Genomic DNA, 19,612 nt, shown 5'->3' on the forward strand with positions numbered 1-19,612 from the left:
CAATTGAAGTGTAGTAAGAGAGAATATGTCAGCAAATTGGTTTAGAAAAAGCGAATATGGTCAGTGTTTGTTGCTTGAGCTTATTGAACTTGAAGAAAACTGGCAAACTAGCTTTTCAAAAACGGCGTTAGAACAAACGTTGGATGAAATGGTGACTCATTTGTCTAGATATCAGGTGTCTGACGAGCCAACTCAACAAGAGCTATATGACATAATAGACAGTATCTTTGATGAGTTAGCCTTTTCTGGTCCAGGTTTACAAGATTTGCCGGAGTCAGCCTTAGGGTCACTGAGCTATTGCGTACAATCTCGAACCGGCAATCACTTAAGTCTAGCGATAGTGATGGATTACCTTTTAAGAGAATTAGGATTCAACTCATTTATTGCAGAGTTGCAAGATGATATCGCCTTGGTTGTAAAACTGAGTAATTCCGAGCTTATTGTTATTGATTCCATGTCAGGCGCGACGGAGTACATTATTACTAGCGATGATATGAATGAAAGCATGCTAAACGGTTTAGCTGTATTTGCCAAACCTATTGATAGTGAAGAGTTAATTAAAGAAATTGTGAGTGAACAGAAGCTATGTTTGTTGGCTGAGGGGTTCTATGAAGAAGCCTTGTTGTGTGTTGAGACGCTTATGGCTATATTACCTGAAGACCCTTATGAAAGAAGAGATAGAGGGATAGTGTTACAACAATTAGATTGTGATCAAGCCGCAACAGACGATATCAAATACTTTTTAAAAGCATGCCCTAATGATCCTATGGCTGCCTTTTTTAGGTCTCAATTAGAAGAACAAGTACTCCCAATTCATACGATACATTAGTAAGGTATGCCAGTTGCGGTAGTTTGAGCCTTGTATCCAAATAATAATAAGGAATAATCTCAATGCCAATAATAACAAATGAAGCCACGTTGTTGGGGTTGTTAGCATTAATTTTGGGTTCGGTATTTTATACAAGTAGAAGTCCGAACCCTAAGTTCCAATCATTCTATAAGTATGTCCCTGCTTTATTACTGTGTTATTTTATTCCTTCTATTTTCAATTCTGCCGGTTTAGTTAGCACCGACGCAGCAAACAGCATTTATTATGTTGCATCACGTTTTTTACTTCCTGCTTGTATTGTATTACTGACCGTCAGTGTTGATTTGCCGGGTATACTTAAACTAGGACCAAAGGCGATTATTCTGTTTCTTACCGGTACATTTGGGATAGTTATTGGTGGTCCAATTGCACTGCTTATTTTGTCCTTTTTCTCTCCTGAATTACTCGGTAACAATGGTCCACAAGATGTTTGGCGGGGGATGACGACCGTTGCAGGAAGTTGGATTGGTGGCGGTGCTAACCAAGCCGCTATGAAAGAGATTTATGAAGTAGGTGACACTATATTCTCTTCCATGATTGCTGTAGATATTATTATGGCGAATATATGGATGGCCGTTTTACTGCTATTAGCGGGTAATGCAAAAGCAATCGATGAAAAAACGGGCGCTGATACCAGTGCATTAGAAAGCCTCAAGGCTAGTGTTGTGGAGTTTCAAAAGAGGCACGCAAGAATTCCACATCTGGATGATTTAATGATTATCTGCGCAGTGGGCTTTGGAGTTACTGGCGTTGCTCATATTTTTGCAGATGTCGTCACACCATTTATGATGGAACATTACCCAGACAGTAAAGAATTAAGCTTTCACAGTAAATTTTTCTGGATGATTGTGAGTGCAAGTGCCATAGGTATTGCTCTGTCGTTTACGCGATTACGAAAAATAGAAGCGGTTGGGGCATCAAAGATTGGCTCTGCATTTTTGTATTTTTTAATTGCAGCAATCGGTTTAAAGATGGATGTTTTGGCCATTTTTGAAAGTCCTCTATACTTTCTGTTAGGTGCGATTTGGATGGTTATTCACGCTACGTTAATGTTGAGCGTAGCTAAACTAATTAAAGCGCCACTGTTTTATATGGCGGTTGGTAGTCAGGCTAATGTTGGCGGAGCAGCATCTGCTCCCATTGTTGCTTCAGCTTTTCACCCGGCACTCGCACCAGTCGGTGTGTTACTTGCTGTATTAGGGTATGCCATTGGCACATATGCAGCCTGGTTTTGTGGACAAATATTACAGGTCATTGCCAGTTAACTGTTGATGCCAAATAATTTAGATAAATAGTAGAGAATATATAATGACTTCAGCAATAAATACTCAGGTAATACAAATCGGAAAAAGTATAGAACTAGCGAACGATAAGCCGTTTGTATTATTTGGAGGCATGAATGTATTAGAGTCTAGAGATCTTGCGTTAAAGATTGCCGAGACTTATAAAGAGGTTACAGCAAAGCTTGGTATTCCTTATGTGTTTAAGGCGAGCTTTGATAAAGCCAATCGTTCCTCGGTTAACTCGTATAGAGGCCCTGGCCTAGAAGAAGGGCTTAAAATTTTTGAAGAAATTAAGACGCAATTTGACCTTCCTATCATTACTGACGTCCATGAACCGCATCAAGCTAAGCCGGTTGCTGACGTTGTAGATATTATTCAGCTACCAGCGTTTCTTGCACGTCAAACTGACCTAGTTGTCGCGATGGGAAAAAGCAACGCCATTATAAATGTTAAAAAGCCACAATTTTTAGCACCACATGAAATGAAGCATATAATTAAAAAGTTTCATGAGTCGGGTAATGACAAAATTATTCTTTGTGAGCGTGGCAGTCAATTTGGTTATAACAATCTAGTTGTTGATATGTTGGGTATGGACGACATGAAGCGAATGGCTCCAGTTATGTTTGACGCGACCCACGCCTTGCAAAGACCAGGAGGTAGAACTGACTCAGCGGACGGACGTAGAGCACAGGCAGCGGAATTAGCGAGAAGCGGAATGGCATTGGGATTGGCTGGATTATTTATTGAAGCGCATCCAAACCCAAATGAAGCACTTTGTGATGGGCCATGTGCATTACCGCTAGCTAAACTGGAGGGCTTTTTGACTCAAATGAAGCAAGTTGACGACTTAATTAAATCTTTTCCTCCGTTAGACACATCTGCAAACGATCTTTAATTGGTGATGCTGGTAAAGAGCCTATTGTAGGCTCTTTCAATTAAATTTGCCTTATTGCTACTAGACTTAGATAATAACGACATTATGATTTCTTAAATGGAAAGTCTCACTATGTCATCTATCGTTATTTCGGGTACTGGTTTATTTACCCCTCCTCATAAGATATCAAACCAAGAATTGGTGGATGTTTTAAATCAATATGCAGACCAATTTAATGAAGAAAATAAATTGGCTATCGAAGCTGGAACGGTTGAAGAAAAAAAGCGTTCGAGTGTAGAGTTTATTGAAAAGGCATCTGGAATCAAGTCGCGTTATGCGATGGTTAAAGAAGGTATTACTGACCTAAGTGTATTACACCCAAAAATGCAGAAAAACTTGCCAGACGAGCCACCAGAGATGGTTTTAATGGCGGTAGAGGCTGCCAAACAAGCGTTAACCAATGCCAATAAAAATGCAGCTGACATTGACTTAGTTATCCTTGGTTCCTCTAATATGCAACGTGCCTATCCAGCCTTATCTGTTGAAGTACAACAAATACTTGGGGCATCAGGCTTTGCTTTTGATATGAATGTTGCATGTTCGACTGCAACCTTTGCCATTATAAATGCATATAATGCCTTGTCAGCGGGGACTGCAAAATGTGTATTGGTCGTTAATCCAGAATTTACTACCCCGCAACTCGATTATACAAACCGTGACAGTCATTTTATTTTTGGTGATGTTGCAACAGCCGTTATTTTAGAAAAACAAGAAACTGCAACATCTGCCCAGCAGTTAGGTATTGTATCAACAGATCAAATTACACAATTCTCAAATAATATTCGATGTAACCATAGTTATGTCGATCATTGTTATGATGAGTTACCAGAAGATAACTCTTATTTTTATCAAGAAGGGCGAAAAGTTTTTAAGGAGTTACTACCTATCGTAACTTCAACAATATCTAGTCATTTAGATAAAAATAACTGGCAAGTAAGCGATGTTAAACGCATGTGGTTACATCAAGCAAACATCAACATGAATTTGTTCGCCGCTAAAAAATTACTTGGCAGAGAGCCTGAATTTTTAGACGCACCATTAATTTTAGATGAATATGCAAACACGGCATCAGCAGGTTCAATAGTGGCATTACACAAATATAAAGATGATTTTGTAACTGGTGATAAAGGTATTTTGTGTAGCTTTGGAGCGGGTTATTCAGTTGGTTGTATTAGCTTAGAGTGCGTTTAAAACAGACTAAAACTGTATAAATAAAATTCTGTTGAACGGGTGCCAAAAGGCAGAAAAATATCTACCTAATTTAATTTGACTTTTTACTCTAAAGTTTATTAAAGTGGCGCCGTCGACAAAGTTCGATATGTTGCATAAAGCAATGTCAGAAGAGGTGCGGTGTTTAGGTAATAAGTAGGAGAGGTCTCAACCTTAATGAATACTTATGAGGGAAATATCGCCGAGGACAACACTTATTGAGAAGAGGGTTGTTCGGCCGTTTAGATTGATTTCTAGCGGTTGTCACCGAAATGGTGGAGCGCTTCTGGCCAGTAAGTCACTAGTGTTTCACTTTTCCTCTTATTGTGCCTGATCCCTCCCCAAAACTTATTTTTAGATTTGGGAATTGTATGTCATTAAACCTACTTTTAACTGTTGCCAAGTTTGGCGGAACTAGCCTTAAAGATCATGCTGCAATGTTACGCTGCGCCGATATTGTGCTTTATAATCCGTCTATCAGACTGGTTGTTGTTTCTGCGTCAGCAGGTGTAACTAATATGCTTGTAGAATTAGCATCACGCGAAACAAGCGTAAATCAATCAAATCAGTTAATCGCTGATATTAAACAGGTTCAATATTCAATAATTGAATCTCTATCGGATAAGCTTGAAAGCAGATTGTATATCGATAACCAATTAGATTTACTGAAAAGTTTTTCCGAACAACTGCAATCGCAGTACAGCCTAAAGCTAGCTGATGAAATCCTTGCCTTTGGAGAAAGGTTCTCAAGCTACATATTCACTAAAATACTGATCGAGCGCGCTAACACTAAGGCAGAGAGTGCAAAAATTTCTTGTATTGATGCCCGAGAAATAATTACGACTGATAGTCGCTTCAGTCATGCTAGACCAGATTTGCAAGCCATACAGGCAAATTCAGACGTAAAACTGTCGCCGTATTTGGCTGACAATGTGTATGTAACACAGGGTTTTGTAGGCCAAGATCAATTTGGTAATACAACCACTCTCGGCCGAGGCGGTTCCGATTTTTCGGCAGCGCTATTAGCCGAAGCGGTAGGTGCAGATACATTACAAATATGGACAGATGTGGCGGGAATATACTCATCAGATCCAAGAATTGTGGCGAACGCAAAACCAATCCAAACGATAAGCTTTAGTGAGGCTGCCGAACTGGCAACATTTGGAGCAAAAGTCTTACACCCAGCAACATTATTACCTGCAATACGAGCTAAAATTGATGTATTCGTAGGCTCTAGCCAATCACCAGAGTCCGGTGGAACCAAATTAACAAATCAAATATCGAGTCCGGGTATACGGGCAATTGCATTACGTGAAAACCAAACATTGGTAACGTTAACAAGCCCTAATATGTTATTGGCAAGTGGTTTTTTAGCACGTGTTTTCGCAATTTTGGCGAAGTATGAATTATCTGTAGATTTAATAACGACCTCAGAAATTTCGGTTGCTTTGACGTTAGATAACGTAAACGGCAGTGACGAAAACGAAAATATTCTACCTCAAGCTTGTATTATTGAATTAGAAGATTTTTGTGGTGTAGCTATCGAAAAACAACTTTCACTAGTCGCTGTAATTGGAAACCATACAGCGCAGCATGATAGCCAATCCACCACAGGCCATTTATTTAGCTCTTTGAGTAGGCACAAAATAAGAATGATTTGCCATGGTGCGAGTAAGCATAATATTTGTTTTTTAGTTAAGCAAAGTGACGGCAAAGAGATAGTGGCTAGCATTCATGATCAGATATTTGGGTAAAGGACGTTCAAAATGAAGATTACAAAAGAGCTGCTTACATTAAACCAAGATATAGCCGGCCAAGAGATTGGCATTCCTGTATACCACATAGACAGTGGCAATGATAAAAACCCGACGGTTTACATTCAGAGTGCTGTTCACGCAGCCGAAATGCAGGGTAGCGCAGTTATTTACCAACTAATAAAGATGTTACCTAAATTGCAATTGCAGGCTAATTTTATTTTGGTGCCGAATTGTAATCCGTTTGGTAGGACGCAAAGAGCAGGAGAGTATTTACAAGGTCGTTTTGATGCAACGACAGGGAATAATTGGAACCGTTTTTACTATTATCGTAAAGACATGGTGAAACAGTTTCTCGCATCGGTTGGACAGAATGAGTTAGTTGCTAGCCAACATCAACAGAAAAACCTGCGAGATAAGTTTAGACAATACTTAAAAGCATCAATTGTGCAGTCGATTAATAGTGAGTGGGGAGTAAATACAGCTCAATACCTTAACCATAAACTTCAGTTACTGGCCACCACGGCTGACTATGTTATTGACTTGCATACCGGACCATCATCAACACGGCATATATATAGTCCAGACTTTTTAGTAGATGACGCTAAATATTTTAATATAGAAAATATTATTTCTATTCCACCGAGTTTTGCTGGTGCGTTGGATGAAGCCAGTTTTACGCCTTGGATAGACTTGAGCGAGACGTTAAAAGAATATGGAGTTGAGTTTAATTACAGAGTGAAAGCGTTCACAGTTGAACTTGGCTCCCAAGAGAATATCTGCCTAACGCAAGCTTTTGATGATATGGCTGGTATTGTTAATTATATGAGGTCACAACAGTTGGTTTCCGGTGGCCCAAGCATCGTCAAAAAAGCAATAACGGTTACGCCATTAACAAATTACAAAACGCTATATTCAAAACATGCTGGCATGGTAGAGTATTTAGCTAAAGCGGGTGATCGTGTCTCGCAAGGGCAGACAATAGCTCGAGTGTTAAACTCTTTGGAATTTGATAGCGACTCTGGCTTAGTTAATATAACGGCACCAAGTTCCGGTATTGTCATACTTCATTATCCATCAGCCGCAGTGCAAGTTGGAACACAACTATACAAAATTGCGATTGACGAAAATTAAAAGGTTAACTCTATGAAAGTTAGTTTTATAGGCTTGGGTGTCATGGGCTTTCCAATGGCAGGGCATTTAGTAAAAGCAGGACATGATGTAACTGTTTATAACCGCACTGAATCAAAAGCTGTAGCATGGGCCGAAAAGTTTAAAGGCCAATATAAATTAACGCCCAAACTAGCAGTACAAGGTTCGAGTATTGTGTTTATTTGTGTTGGCAACGACGCCGATCTCAAGGAAGTCATGTCTGGCGAAGATGGAGTTTTAGCTGGCACAAAACCAGGTTGTATTATTGTCGATCACACAACAACTTCCGCTGATATCGCAAGAGAATTGTCTGCTGTTTGCTTGGCGAAAGGTTTGTCATTTATAGATGCGCCGGTTTCAGGCGGTCAAGCGGGTGCAGAAAATGGCCAGCTAACGGTTATGGCTGGAGGTAATTCAGAGAGCTTTACAAAAGCAGAGCCAGTTATAAAAAGTTTTGCAAAATTTACCAAATTGATGGGTGAATCAGGCGCTGGTCAATTAACAAAAATGGTTAACCAAATTTGTATAGCGGGTGTGGTGCAAGGCATTGCCGAAGGTTTACATTTTGCTCGCTCAGCAGGTTTAAATGGGGTTGATGTTGTCGAAGCCATATCAAAAGGAGCTGCAGGGAGCTGGCAAATGGATAATCGTCATGAAACTATGTGGAAAGGCGAGTATGATTTTGGTTTTGCTGTGGACTGGATGAGAAAAGATTTAGGCATTGCTCTTGATGAAGCACGACGCAATGGTTCACAATTGCCTTTAACAGCTTTAGTAGATCAGTTCTATTCCGAAGTGCAAGCGCTTGGCGGACAACGCTGGGATACTTCTAGCCTATTGGCAAGACTAGAAGCATTTAGATAAATAACTAAAACAGCAGGCTAAACTTTGTATTTATCGATAAATGAATGCAAGATAACCGCCTGCTTTGATATGTCTTCACTACTCGCTGCATTCTCCTTCGCGCGCTGAAACGAATTGTCGGCAACGTCACGAATGGCCACTACGTTTTGATTCACTTCTTCTGCTACCTTACTTTGTTGTTCAATTGCGGTAGCAATTTGTGTATTCATATCCATGATTGATTTTACATCTTCGGTGATTGAGACTAGTTTTTCACCAGCTTCAGAAGCCCGCAATGTAGATGTTGATCCTTGCTCTTGGCATTGATCAATAACACTAACAATACCACTTATTCTATTCTGTAACGACGTTACTATCGTTTCGATTTCTTTTGTGGACTCTTGGGTACGCATAGCCAGAGTGCGCACTTCGTCTGCTACCACAGCAAAGCCACGACCATGTTCTCCAGCCCTAGCAGCCTCAATTGCCGCATTTAATGCAAGTAAATTCGTTTGCTCAGCGATACCTCTGATAACATCAAGTACAGATCCGACGTTTTTACTTTCTTCGGCTAAGGCGTTTACGTCATTAACTGCCGTATCTAGCTTATCGGATAAAAAGTTAATACTATCGATCGTCAGATTCACTTGTTGTGAACCTTGTTCAGCATTTTCATTACTGCTTAATGCTTTTCGAGCCGCATCCTCAGTATTTGTAACTATTTCCCTAATAGTCGCACCCATTTCGGTCACCGCAGCTGCCACCGACTCCGTTTCTCTTAATTGAATGTCCAATGAGTTCTGATTATCGTTTGAGTTTGAGACTAATGATTTTGTCGCACCATCGAGGGTTTTTACGGCACTGTTTACTCGTAAAATCAATTCTCTAAAGTCTAATATTAATGAATTGAATTGACGGCCCATTTCGGAAATCTCATCATTACCTTCAAAGTTAGAGTCTCCGGTTAAGTCGTTGTTCTGACGAACACTATCTATTGTGGTTGATATTTGATTGATAGGGCCAAGTACCTTCCTGCTTGTTACAAAAGTGGAAGACATAATTATCACTATAAGGGCGATAAATACTATAAAGGCAAATAGCTGGGTTTGTAACTGAGCATCAGCGATATTTTTGGTAATTGTACTTTCCATTGCATCTTGGGTGGCTTTGAGTTTTTGTTTCGCATCAACGAGTTGTTTTTTGACTCCACTATCTTGGTTCAAACCAATTTTTGTTTGAGCCTCTACTAAATTACTAAATTTAGCTTGGTAGTCCTTCAATAAAGTCGATATATTCTTTTTTACCGAATCGTCAAAATCTTCGGTCTTTAAATTGCCGCTAAGCTTGGCGACGCCGTCGTTAAACTTGTCCAAATATTTTATATCGTTGCGAAGCATGAAGTCTTTTTCAGCACGGCGCAACTGAAGCATATCCACTAAAAGTTTATTACTATTTTGTGATTTGAGAATAGTCTCAATATTATGAACCGACGCACGCAGTTCACCGTAAAGCCCGTCCTTTGGGTTTAATCCAATAACTTGTTGCAGGGCAACGAGTGTTTCGAACTGTTTTTTGTATTCTTCGAGGGCAAGTGTAAAGCGGTTGATTTCAGCAGTGCTAAATGACTCGTTTTGTAACAGCATGATAAATTGAGCTTTATCTTGTGCAATTTTAGCTTGAAGTGCCTCAAAATTATCAAGGTGTGATAGGTCTTTTGACTGAAGAAACACTTTCTCCTCAATATCTGACTGCATGATATGTCGATTAATGTTATCTATATACTGTACTGCAGTGGCAAACTGTTCGTTTTTGTAGTTAGAGAATATTAACAGAATAAGTAATAGGACCATCCCGGACGCGACCAAAACAGCATTAATGAGGAGTTTCTGCTTAATACTCGTGCCCATACTAATTTTCATATAAAAATCCTAAATAAACAAAGTGAACTGCTCTTTAGATAAAGTTAGACGAATATCAGTATTTGGCAAAAATTAATGATTAAATGATAGTGTTCTTCGGGCATTATCTAAAATAATACCGGTTGCCATTGCAACATTTAGTGATTCAGATGCACCAAAAGAGGGAATAGTTACTTTTTGAGTGATTAAAGCTTCTATTTCGTTACTAATGCCATGGGACTCATTGCCCATTACAATAATCGCGTTTGTGTTAAATTTACATGAATGAACGCTGTCGCCATTTAAAAAAGCGCCATAGATTGGTTGAGTTACTTTCGATAGGTAGCTAACTAGATCAACTCTATGGGTTTTAACTCGAGTAAATGCGCCCATTGTTGCACTTATTGTTTTGGGGTTGTAAACATCGGCGGTGCGTTCACTGAGTAATATATCTGACACTCCGTACCAATCAGCAAGCCGGATAATAGTGCCTAAATTACCTGGATCATTAACATCATCTAGTGCCAATACTAAGCCATTTAATTGACAAGGTATTGAAAAACGTGGTTGCTCCACAATAGCAAGTGCATCGTGGTTAGTAGTAATTGTACTAACCTGGCTTAATTGTTCAGCATCAATGTTAGTTACATTAACACCGGTTAGTAAATGACTATGTTTTGTATTAAATGTGTCAGTAGCAAAAAGTTCTACAATATTGAGTTCTGAATTCAATAACTCGACGACATTTTTTTCGCCTTGGACTAAAAACTCCTGACTTAGGCGACGTTGTTTTTTAGTCGATAATGCTTTGATGCGTTTTACTTGTTTTTTTGAAATCATGTTAATTTAGTCAGGATAAGAAAGGGTGGATATTAACACCAATTACCACCCGTTTCATTGCTCTTGTTTACAATTTAGTACGAAGTGTAAGTAATTCTGGAAAGAAGCTAATCTCTAATGCTTTTTTTAAGAACGCTACACCTGATGAGCCGCCCGTACCTTGCTTATTACCTATAATACGTTGCACAGTATACATATGCTTAAAACGCCAGTTTTGGAATGAGTCTTCTATATCCATTAGTTTCTCTGCTAATTCATAAAGCTCAAAATGTTGTTCGGCATTTTGATAAACATTGACCCAAGCGTTTAACACGGATTCGTTTTCTTGATAAGGGTTGTTATAGTCGCGTTCAATCACCTGCTCATCCAGTTTAAAGCCTCGTTTAGCCATAATCTTTATGACAACATCATAAAGGCTTGGTGAGTTTGACAGTTGAGTAAGCTCATTGTGAACTACCTCATTTGCCGCATGCACTTTTATCAAATCTTTATTTTTATTTCCGAGCATAAACTCAATTTTACGGTATCCATAAGATTGAAATCCAGAAGACTGGCCTAAATCATCTCTAAATTTTAAATAGTCAACGGGGGTAAGTGTTGAAAGGATATTCCATGACTGGGTAAGTTGAAGGAAAATCTGTTTTACTCTAGATATAACTTTAAATGCTGGGCCAAATTGTTCATTTTCAATAAAAGTTATTGCCGCGGACAATTCATGTCCAGCCAGTTTCAACCATAGTTCACTTGCTTGATGAATTACAATAAAGAGCATTTCATCATGCTCGCTACTAATCGGATGTTGTGCAGTCAGTATTTGATTTAAGTTTAGATAGTCGCCATAAGACATGCTGTCTTTGAAGTCGGTATGGATTGAATCTTCTAATGGGCGAAAGTTATTCTGATGAGGGCAACTCATTATATTTATCTCTAATAAATTTCATTGCCAAAAGGTTACCACAAAGGATGTTAAAAGATGTAGCCTGAACGAGAGTTTATTGTTTGCTAACCAAAGATTTCGGGATCCTAAATGAAAAACAACTGCCTTGATTTAGTTTGCTCGTTACTTCAAGCTTAGAGTTATGGTTGGCTAGTGCATGCTTTACAATTGATAAGCCTAAACCAGCACCACCGGTTTTTCTTGTTCTGGCTTCGTCTACTCGGTAAAACCGTTCAGTTAAACGAGGAATATGATTCGTTTCAATACCAACACCATCGTCAGTGACTGAAAATTTAGCTTTTCCGGATTTCGTTGTTTCCCAACTAAGATGAATATTCCCGCCAGCAGGTGTATACCTAATTGCATTAAAAACTAAATTAGAAAAAGCGCTACGTAACTCTGACTCGTTGCCTTTCATCATTAAAGAAGGGGTTATGTCGGCAGTAATTTGGTGTTTATTGGCCGATAAACTAATGGCTTCCTCTACTAATAATTCTAGTATTTTCGGAACGTCAACAAGGCTAACTTCGTCAAGCGTAGACTGGCGCTCCATTTTAGACAACGACAGCAACTGTGAAACAAGATCGTCCATTCGGGTAGTTTGTTCAACCATCATAGTATGCGCTTTTTGCCACATTACAGAATCAATATCATCTAAATCCTCTGTCATTTCAAGATAACCGCGCATCACAGTTAGCGGAGTTTTTAATTCATGTGAAACGTTTGCGATGAAGTCTTTACGCATTTGTTCTAGCTGATGTAACTCAGTAATGTCTCTGACAATAAGTGTCCACTTGTCAGATTCAAAGGGAACAACTCTAATTTCATATACATCGTGGTCGTTGTTTGGAGAGGGTATTTCTAGTGGTTCTTGATAAGCTTGATCGTCTAAATAGTCGATAAATTCAGGCATACGAATTAAATTATCTATCCGTATGCCTTTGTCAGCTGGCCACTTCAGGTTCAACATATTTTGTGCAATTTTATTACACCAAAAAATTCGTCGCTCCTTGTCGTAAATTACAACGCCATCTGGTAACGCTTCAGCGCCTAAACGAAAGCGACGGACTAAAGTAGTTAATTCGTTTCGCTTTTTTACGTTTCGACGTTGCTGCGTGTAAATACCTTCAAAGACATTTGACCATATGCCGAGTGCTTTTGGGGGATATATACCACGTTGCTCCCAAAGCCATTTGGTAAGCTTTAACAACTGATAGTAATGTGTACATATAATGATGACACAAAATAATATAGTCGCACTAAAGTAGTAGCCTAATGCCTGGCCTATAATAGCGAAAGGCGCATACATCCAAAGCAGACGAATAATGATTTGCCAAATGGAAGGCTTTTTATACATACAGTTAAATTAGTCCGTGCGAGTTGAAAATCGATATCCTGAGCCACGTACGGTTTGTATCAACTTGTCATGTGTTTCCAGCGCTTTACGAAGGCGTCTGATATGCACATCTACGGTTCGATCTTCGACGTAAGTGTTTGTCCCCCAGACATTATCTAACAATTGGTCGCGACTGTATACACGCTCTTGGTGAGTCATGAAAAAGTGCAAAAGTTTAAATTCCATCGGGCCTAAGTGGAGCTCTTTACCGTCGACAGTTACTCGATGGCTGATTGGGTCAAGTCTCAATCCCACTATCTCGATTGGGTCATCGGTGGCGGTAGGTTGCGTTCTTCTTAATACGGCTTTAATTCGCGCAATAAGTTCTTTTGGTGAAAAAGGTTTAGTAATATAGTCATCGGCACCAACTTCTAAACCTTGGATTTTATCATCCTCTTCACTTCGGGCGGTGAGCATAATAATAGGTATCGATTTGTGAGAGTCAGACTGTTTAAGCTTTTTGGCGACTTGGATCCCACTCATATTTGGTAACATCCAGTCCAATAGAATTAGCGCCGGAGACTCATGTAACAGTGCCTGTTGGGCTTCGGTGTAGCTTTCTTTTGCGATAACAGAATAGCCATTTTGTTCTAGAACAAAGGTTAGCATTTCTCTAATTGCGAACTCATCTTCAATGATTAATATTTTACTCGACATAAAGGTATCTACCAATTTGGGTTCTTGTCTATAGTTCGACTTTCATTATTAACGCTAAATGTGACGGAATTATTACAAAATAAATTTAGTTTTAACATTTTAGTGACCGTGTCGCGATTGTCGATAAATCGATGGTGAAATACCCATAATGCTTTTAAATAGTCGCGAAAAATAATAAGGATCTTCAAACCCGAGTGTTTTTGCAACACTATTAATTGGAATATCAGTTGAGTCTAGAAGTTTGCAAGCTCGTTGTATCTTTAGCTCCAGAAAGTACTTTATAGGGCTATTGCCCATCATATGTTGAAACTTTTTCGCAAAGTAAAACTTCGACAAGCCAAAGTACTTAGCCATGTCATTCAAATTTAAAAGGCGATCAATATTGTTATCAAAGTAAACATGAATTGAATGCGCAGACAAATTTCTATTGGTTGATAATGAAACTATTGGTCTTTGTAATGTCATTAAACTGAAAATTTTCTTTAACATATTTGACGCAACAAAAAATCGATTTAGTTGGTAACCTAAATGCCTAGATTCGATGAGTTGTTTAAACTCACTAATAACTATTTGTGGTTCCGTTAAAGTCATGTGTAGATTGTTGCCGTCTATGCCAATAATATCCATGAACTCATCAAACATATGACCGTCAACATGTGCCCAGTAGATTGACCAAGGATCTTTAACACTTGCTTTATAACGATGTGAATAGCCTTTTGGCAGAAAAATCACATCATTTTTGTTCATACGATAGGTTTTATTACCTACGGTTACGCTGCCACTGCCATTTACACAGCAAAGAATTAAATTGTCATCATGATCTGATCTCGTTATTTCATGACCAATTGCTTTTTCATAATAGCCAAACGCAAGTGGCAAAAGCCCTCGAGATAAAGAGCTAAGCTGAAGTTGTTTAATCATAGGCTTTGGCACAAGAAATCTAACACTCGATTTTGGTAATGGCCAATTAGAAGTCACACTCATGTAAAATAATCTTACCGTTCATTTGTGCCAAGATAGTCCATCAAAAAAGCAATTTAATCAATTTCTTTCAGTAATTTTGTTTGCTTTAATGACTGCAATCTCCAAAGCGACCACAATAATATTAACAAAATGGTCATATAATTATTTTAAGAGGCAATGTCATGAAACAGGTTCCTTTATACATAAACGGTGAGTGGGTTGAGTCAAAGTCTACTCGTTTAATTGATGTTACAAATCCAGCGACACAAGAAGTTATTGCCCAAGTGCCAGCAGCAACGCCATCGGAAATGGATGCGGCAATTGCAAGTGCCAAAGAGACTTTTAAGACTTGGAAAGAAGTCGCGATTTCCGAGCGAGCTCGAGTCATGATGCGTTATGCTCACTTACTAAAAGAACATCAAGAAGAATTAGCAGGCATTATTTGTGAGGAATTAGGTAAAACACACGAAGATGCCATGGGCGATGTATGGCGAGGAATAGAAGTAGTCGAGCATGCGGCTAATATTCCATCCATGATGATGGGCGAAACAGTAGAAAACGTAGCCCGTAACATAGATACTTATAGCTACACACAACCTTTAGGGGTTTGTGTAGGCATCACGCCATTTAATTTCCCAGCAATGATTCCATTATGGATGTTTCCATTAGCGGTTGCTTGCGGTAACACATTTATACTGAAACCATCAGAGCAAGACCCTTTATGTCCAACTCGTTTAGTTGAGTTATTTGAAGAAGCTGGCGCTCCAAAAGGCGTTTTACAGGTCGTACATGGTGATAAAGAGCAAGTTGATCGTCTCCTACATGAGCCGGAAGTAAAAGCAATTTCATTTGTTGGTTCTGTAGGTGTAGGTCAATACATTTACAAAACAGGTACTGACAACATGAAGCGTGTTCAAGCCTTCTTAGGTGCGAAAAATCATATGGTCGTAATGCCAGACGCTAACAAAAATGCTGTGATCAATAATATTGTAGGCGCGTCTGTTGGTGCTGCTGGTCAACGTTGTATGGCCATTTCTGTTGCTGTATTTGTTGGAGAAGCGAAAGAGTGGATCCCTGAAATTCGTGAAAAACTTGCTGCGGTTCGTCCAGGGCATTATTCAGATCCAGAAGCCGCTTACGGTCCACAAATTACGCCTCAAGCAAAACAGCGCATTGAAGGCCTGATTGAACAAGGTAAAAAAGAAGGTGCCAACTGTGTTTTAGATGGTTCTAATTGTAAAGTTGAAGGTTACCCTGACGGAAACTGGGTAGGCCCAACTATGTTTACTGACGTTAGTGCAGATATGGAAATTTATAAACAAGAAATCTTTGGCCCAGTATTTTTAACAATGAATGTAGATACGCTTGATGACGCCATTGAGCTTATAAATAACAATCCGTATGGCAATGGTACTTCTATCTTTACTTCTTCAGGTGGTGCAGCTCGCAAATATCAACACAATATTGAAGTCGGTCAAGTCGGTATCAATATTCCAATTCCAGTGCCACTGCCATTCTTCTCGTTTACAGGTTGGAAGGGCTCGTTTGCAGGTGATCAACATGCATACGGTAAACAAGCTGTTAAGTTTTACACTGAAACAAAGACGATTACAGCTCGTTGGTTTGAAGACGATGTTGCGGCTGCTGCCGGACCAAATATGTCTATCACGCTGAAGTAATAGTGAACCAATAAAATTACCTAGAGTGACACAAACATAAAAATAAAACGCTTATTAACGATAAGACGTATAAATGTGTCACTCGGCTTAAATGTCAAATATCAAATACAAGGGTCAAACATGAATTTTGAATTAAATGATGATCAACGTGCATTTATCGATTTAGCTAAACAGTTTTCAGATGCAGAGCTCGCGCCACACGCAGCAAAGTGGGATGCCGAACATATTTTCCCTAAAGATGTTATGCAAAAAGCAGGTGAGTTAGGTTTTTGTGGATTGTATTCACCAGAAGAAGCCGGTGGTATGGGCTTGTCTCGTCTAGACTCTTCGTTAATATTTGAAGAATTGTCCAAAGGCTGCACAGCAACGACAGCTATGTTAACAATTCATAATATGGCGACCTGGATGATAGCAACCTGGGGAACCGAAAAGATTAAAGAAGCGTGGTGTCCAACTCTTGTAATGGGTGAGCAATTAGCCTCTTATTGTTTAACTGAACCTGGCTCCGGATCGGATGCTGCCTCGTTGCGCACATCAGCAAAAATAGACGGCGACGAGTATGTAATTAATGGCTCTAAAATGTTTATTTCAGGTGCAGGCGAAACAGATGTTTTAGTCGTAATGGTTCGCACTGGCGGTGAAGGACCTAAAGGCATCTCTGCCATTGTAGTTCCAGCAGATGCTGAAGGGGTGATTTATGGAAAAGCGGAAGAAAAGCTAGGTTGGAATGCTCAGCCCACCAAATTAATTACCTTTGATAACGTTCGTGTTCCAGTAGAAAACCTATTGGCAAGTGAAGGAGAAGGATTTTCTCTAGCAATGAAAGGCTTAGACGGTGGTCGAATTAATATAGCGACGTGTTCTGTTGGTACAGCACAGCAAGCATTAGAAACCGCAAAAGATTATATGAAGGAACGAGTTCAATTTGGTAAACCTCTGGCTGCGTTTCAAGCTTTACAATTTAAACTAGCGGATATGGCAACTGAGCTTGTAGCCGCAAGGCAAATGGTAAGGTTAGCTGCATTTAAACTTGATAACGGTGATCCAGAAGCTACCGCATATTGTGCAATGGCGAAGCGCTTTGCAACCGATATCGGCTTTCAGGTGTGTAATGAAGCACTCCAAATTCATGGTGGTTATGGTTACATTAAGGAGTATCCGTTAGAACGTCATTTTAGAGACGTTAGAGTGCATCAAATCCTCGAAGGAACTAACGAAATCATGCGTTTAATCATTGCACGTCGTTTACTCGATGAAGCCGCTGCAGATATCTTATAACGGAGAGTGAAATGTCTTCATTACTAAAATTGACTATTTCTGAGCATATAGCGTTAATCACCTTTAATAATCCTCCTGCTAATACATGGACTTTTGAAAGCTTATCTGAGCTAAAGCAGGTGGTTGAGCAGTTAAATAATAACAAGTCTGTATATGCTTTAGTATTAACAGGCCAGGGCGATAAGTTTTTTTCAGCTGGCGCTGATTTAAATGTTTTCGCCGATGGCGATAAAGGCGTTGCGTCGGACATGGCAAGAGTATTTGGTGCTGCTTTTGAAGCTTTGCGAGATTTTAATGGTGTGTCAATTGCAGCGATTAACGGTTATGCAATGGGAGGCGGACTTGAAGTCGCTCTTGCATGTGATATTCGTATTTGTGAAGAACAAGCACAGTTAGCTTTACCAGAAGCTAAGGTTGGCTTGCTGCCATGTGCAGGTGGAACTCAAAATTTAGCTTGGTTAGTTGGTGAGGGCTGGGCAAAACGCATGATACTGTGTGGTGAACGAATTAAAGCAGATAAAGCGGAAAAAATAGGTTTAGTTGAAGAAGTAGTACCAACGGGCAAGTCCTTAGAGACTGCCATGGAACTTGCGAAACAAACTGCCGCGCAAAGTCCGAGTTCTATAACAGCGTGTAAATCATTAATTCAGGCTGGTCGTAATGGTTCTATTAATAGTGCATTACCCCTAGAACGTGAGCTATTTGTTGCGCTCTTTGATACTAAAGATCAAAAAGAAGGTGTAAATGCGTTTTTAGAAAAACGTGCTCCTGTTTGGTTAAATGAATAAAGGAATCGCAATGACAAACCCAGTATTATTTAAGACATTAGAATCTGCAAACGATAAAAAAATTGCGGTGGCGACACTTAACTCTGAAAAGTCATTAAATGCATTAAGCTTAGAAATGGTTGAGCTGTTATATTCACAACTAGTATCTTGGCAAGAAGATGACTCTATTGCTATCGTCATGCTCGAAGGTGCGGGTGAAAAAGCCTTTTGCGCCGGTGGTGATGTAGTTCAGCTATATAACGCAGCAAAAGAAGCGGGTTCAGGTAACGTAGCTCAAGACGTAGAAACGTTTTTTGCAAAAGAATACAAGTTAGACCACCTGATTCACGTTTATAAAAAACCTATTTTATTGTGGGGACATGGAATAGTAATGGGAGGAGGTTTAGGTCTGCTTGCTGGCGCTAGTCATCGTGTTGTCACAGAAAAGTCCAGAATTGCTATGCCGGAGATAACAATTGGCTTATATCCAGATGTCGGTGGTAGTCATTTTTTAAACAAGATGCCTGATGGCTGTGGTTTGTTTCTTGGACTTACAGGTGCATCTATAAACGCAGCGGATGCTAAATATGTACAACTAGCCGATCACTTTGTTACCGCTGATCAAAAACAAACGGTAGTAGAAGAATTACTACTTATAAACTGGGGTAATACGGTTGCTTTAAATCATCAAAAACTTACAGATTTATTGAAAACCTTTGAAGAGAACAGTAAATCACAAAAACCAGTCGGTAATATCGCTAAGTTTGTGGACTTTATGACCGCCTTGAATAGCTGTGATTCAGCAAATTCAGCCATAGTAGACATACTAGACTTTAAGACCGACGATAAATGGTTTAATAAGGCACAGGCGTCTCTTGCGCACGGCAGTCCATTGAGTGCAAAGCTAATATTTAAACAAATAAAAGAAGGGCAAGCTCTAACACTAGCATCCGCGTTTAGAATGGAGCTAGGTTTATCCGTTAAGTGCGCTTCGGAAGGAGACTTCCCAGAAGGCGTAAGAGCTCTATTGATAGATAAAGATAATTCACCCTCGTGGAAGTATGCCACTATTCATGATGTTCCTGATGACGTTGTAGATTCATTTTTTGTATCAATCTGGGATGCAAAGTCGCATCCACTTAATTCTTTATAAA

At 39.4% G+C, this 19,612-nt stretch carries 17 protein-coding genes and 1 riboswitch; of the genes, 11 read left to right on the forward strand and 6 right to left on the reverse strand.

Annotated elements, in window-relative coordinates; genetic code table 11:
- The first annotated feature begins 25 nt into the window (after positions 1-25).
- The 7 genes from ACZ1GV_RS05265 (at position 26) to ACZ1GV_RS05295 (ending at position 8,064) form a co-directional block, all read left to right on the forward strand.
- Positions 26-829 carry a tetratricopeptide repeat protein gene (locus tag ACZ1GV_RS05265; protein ID WP_472675555.1) on the forward strand — a complete coding sequence of 268 codons (804 nt, stop codon included), beginning with the start codon at positions 26-28 and terminating at the stop codon, positions 827-829.
- A gap of 62 nt (positions 830-891) precedes the next feature.
- Entirely contained in the window at positions 892-2,133 is a 1,242-nt protein-coding gene (locus ACZ1GV_RS05270; protein WP_472675556.1) for a DUF819 family protein, read from the forward strand.
- Positions 2,134-2,188: 55 nt separating this feature from the next.
- Positions 2,189-3,046: a 3-deoxy-8-phosphooctulonate synthase gene (gene kdsA / locus ACZ1GV_RS05275; protein ID WP_472675868.1), complete on the forward strand. Its 858-nt coding sequence runs from the start codon at positions 2,189-2,191 to the stop codon at positions 3,044-3,046.
- 111 nt (positions 3,047-3,157) lie between these two features.
- Positions 3,158-4,276, forward strand: coding sequence for a beta-ketoacyl-ACP synthase III (locus ACZ1GV_RS05280; RefSeq protein WP_472675557.1), 1,119 nt, complete (start codon positions 3,158-3,160; stop codon positions 4,274-4,276).
- 141 nt (positions 4,277-4,417) lie between these two features.
- Positions 4,418-4,588, forward strand: a riboswitch (Lysine riboswitch).
- A gap of 77 nt (positions 4,589-4,665) precedes the next feature.
- The gene (gene lysC / locus ACZ1GV_RS05285) at positions 4,666-6,048 is read left to right on the forward strand and encodes a lysine-sensitive aspartokinase 3 (RefSeq protein ID WP_472675558.1); all 1,383 of its coding nucleotides are present in this window, start codon (positions 4,666-4,668) and stop codon (positions 6,046-6,048) included.
- A 12-nt stretch (positions 6,049-6,060) separates the two neighbouring features.
- Complete coding sequence (locus ACZ1GV_RS05290; protein WP_472675559.1) at positions 6,061-7,182, forward strand: peptidase M14; 1,122 nt, start codon at positions 6,061-6,063, stop codon at positions 7,180-7,182.
- Between the two features lie 12 nt (positions 7,183-7,194).
- Positions 7,195-8,064 carry an NAD(P)-dependent oxidoreductase gene (locus ACZ1GV_RS05295; RefSeq protein WP_472675560.1) on the forward strand — a complete coding sequence of 290 codons (870 nt, stop codon included), beginning with the start codon at positions 7,195-7,197 and terminating at the stop codon, positions 8,062-8,064.
- A 17-nt stretch (positions 8,065-8,081) separates the two neighbouring features.
- Here the strand turns inward: ACZ1GV_RS05295 and ACZ1GV_RS05300 are convergent, their stop codons facing one another.
- The 6 genes from ACZ1GV_RS05300 to ACZ1GV_RS05325 form a co-directional block, all read right to left on the reverse strand.
- Complete coding sequence (locus tag ACZ1GV_RS05300; protein WP_472675561.1) at positions 8,082-9,962, reverse strand: methyl-accepting chemotaxis protein; 1,881 nt, start codon at positions 9,960-9,962, stop codon at positions 8,082-8,084.
- A gap of 72 nt (positions 9,963-10,034) precedes the next feature.
- The gene (locus ACZ1GV_RS05305; protein ID WP_472675562.1) at positions 10,035-10,781 is read right to left on the reverse strand and encodes a TrmH family RNA methyltransferase; all 747 of its coding nucleotides are present in this window, start codon (positions 10,779-10,781) and stop codon (positions 10,035-10,037) included.
- 67 nt (positions 10,782-10,848) lie between these two features.
- Positions 10,849-11,697 carry a tryptophan 2,3-dioxygenase gene (locus ACZ1GV_RS05310; protein WP_472675563.1) on the reverse strand — a complete coding sequence of 283 codons (849 nt, stop codon included), beginning with the start codon at positions 11,695-11,697 and terminating at the stop codon, positions 10,849-10,851.
- 76 nt (positions 11,698-11,773) lie between these two features.
- Positions 11,774-13,075 (reverse strand): phosphate regulon sensor histidine kinase PhoR, encoded by a 1,302-nt coding sequence (gene phoR, locus ACZ1GV_RS05315; RefSeq protein ID WP_472675564.1) that lies wholly within the window; start codon positions 13,073-13,075, stop codon positions 11,774-11,776.
- A 9-nt stretch (positions 13,076-13,084) separates the two neighbouring features.
- A complete protein-coding gene (phoB, locus tag ACZ1GV_RS05320) occupies positions 13,085-13,771 on the reverse strand; it encodes a phosphate regulon transcriptional regulator PhoB (RefSeq protein WP_472675565.1) in 687 nt (228 codons plus the stop codon).
- 99 nt (positions 13,772-13,870) lie between these two features.
- The gene (locus ACZ1GV_RS05325) at positions 13,871-14,755 is read right to left on the reverse strand and encodes an AraC family transcriptional regulator (RefSeq protein WP_472675566.1); all 885 of its coding nucleotides are present in this window, start codon (positions 14,753-14,755) and stop codon (positions 13,871-13,873) included.
- Between the two features lie 161 nt (positions 14,756-14,916).
- On the opposite strand from ACZ1GV_RS05325, the gene ACZ1GV_RS05330 reads away from it, so the two are divergent.
- The 4 genes from ACZ1GV_RS05330 (at position 14,917) to ACZ1GV_RS05345 (ending at position 19,611) form a co-directional block, all read left to right on the forward strand.
- On the forward strand, positions 14,917-16,413 hold the full coding sequence (locus tag ACZ1GV_RS05330) for a CoA-acylating methylmalonate-semialdehyde dehydrogenase (RefSeq protein ID WP_472675567.1): 1,497 nt from the start codon (positions 14,917-14,919) through the stop codon (positions 16,411-16,413).
- A 120-nt stretch (positions 16,414-16,533) separates the two neighbouring features.
- Positions 16,534-17,691 (forward strand): acyl-CoA dehydrogenase family protein, encoded by a 1,158-nt coding sequence (locus ACZ1GV_RS05335; RefSeq protein WP_472675568.1) that lies wholly within the window; start codon positions 16,534-16,536, stop codon positions 17,689-17,691.
- A gap of 11 nt (positions 17,692-17,702) precedes the next feature.
- The gene (locus tag ACZ1GV_RS05340; protein WP_472675569.1) at positions 17,703-18,479 is read left to right on the forward strand and encodes an enoyl-CoA hydratase; all 777 of its coding nucleotides are present in this window, start codon (positions 17,703-17,705) and stop codon (positions 18,477-18,479) included.
- Between the two features lie 10 nt (positions 18,480-18,489).
- Positions 18,490-19,611, forward strand: a complete 1,122-nt coding sequence (locus ACZ1GV_RS05345) for an enoyl-CoA hydratase/isomerase family protein (RefSeq protein ID WP_472675570.1) — start codon at positions 18,490-18,492, stop codon at positions 19,609-19,611.
- Position 19,612: the final 1 nt, after the last annotated feature.

This window comes from Psychrosphaera sp. HA2-10 (assembly GCF_055693745.1).

What these genes read in the sequence shown, in the direction of transcription:
- ACZ1GV_RS05305 (WP_472675562.1), bottom strand. Translation starts at nt 10,781, where the DNA reads ATGATTTCAAAAAAACAAGTAAAACGCATCAAAGCATTATCGACTAAA.
- phoB (WP_472675565.1), bottom strand. Translation starts at nt 13,771, where the DNA reads ATGTCGAGTAAAATATTAATCATTGAAGATGAGTTCGCAATTAGAGAA.
- ACZ1GV_RS05325 (WP_472675566.1), bottom strand. Translation starts at nt 14,755, where the DNA reads ATGAGTGTGACTTCTAATTGGCCATTACCAAAATCGAGTGTTAGATTT.
- ACZ1GV_RS05345 (WP_472675570.1), top strand. Translation starts at nt 18,490, where the DNA reads ATGACAAACCCAGTATTATTTAAGACATTAGAATCTGCAAACGATAAA.
- ACZ1GV_RS05265 (WP_472675555.1), top strand. Translation starts at nt 26, where the DNA reads ATGTCAGCAAATTGGTTTAGAAAAAGCGAATATGGTCAGTGTTTGTTG.
- phoR (WP_472675564.1), bottom strand. Translation starts at nt 13,075, where the DNA reads ATGTATAAAAAGCCTTCCATTTGGCAAATCATTATTCGTCTGCTTTGG.
- ACZ1GV_RS05270 (WP_472675556.1), top strand. Translation starts at nt 892, where the DNA reads ATGCCAATAATAACAAATGAAGCCACGTTGTTGGGGTTGTTAGCATTA.
- ACZ1GV_RS05300 (WP_472675561.1), bottom strand. Translation starts at nt 9,962, where the DNA reads ATGAAAATTAGTATGGGCACGAGTATTAAGCAGAAACTCCTCATTAAT.
- lysC (WP_472675558.1), top strand. Translation starts at nt 4,666, where the DNA reads ATGTCATTAAACCTACTTTTAACTGTTGCCAAGTTTGGCGGAACTAGC.
- ACZ1GV_RS05310 (WP_472675563.1), bottom strand. Translation starts at nt 11,697, where the DNA reads ATGAGTTGCCCTCATCAGAATAACTTTCGCCCATTAGAAGATTCAATC.
- ACZ1GV_RS05340 (WP_472675569.1), top strand. Translation starts at nt 17,703, where the DNA reads ATGTCTTCATTACTAAAATTGACTATTTCTGAGCATATAGCGTTAATC.
- ACZ1GV_RS05330 (WP_472675567.1), top strand. Translation starts at nt 14,917, where the DNA reads ATGAAACAGGTTCCTTTATACATAAACGGTGAGTGGGTTGAGTCAAAG.
- ACZ1GV_RS05335 (WP_472675568.1), top strand. Translation starts at nt 16,534, where the DNA reads ATGAATTTTGAATTAAATGATGATCAACGTGCATTTATCGATTTAGCT.
- ACZ1GV_RS05290 (WP_472675559.1), top strand. Translation starts at nt 6,061, where the DNA reads ATGAAGATTACAAAAGAGCTGCTTACATTAAACCAAGATATAGCCGGC.
- ACZ1GV_RS05295 (WP_472675560.1), top strand. Translation starts at nt 7,195, where the DNA reads ATGAAAGTTAGTTTTATAGGCTTGGGTGTCATGGGCTTTCCAATGGCA.
- ACZ1GV_RS05280 (WP_472675557.1), top strand. Translation starts at nt 3,158, where the DNA reads ATGTCATCTATCGTTATTTCGGGTACTGGTTTATTTACCCCTCCTCAT.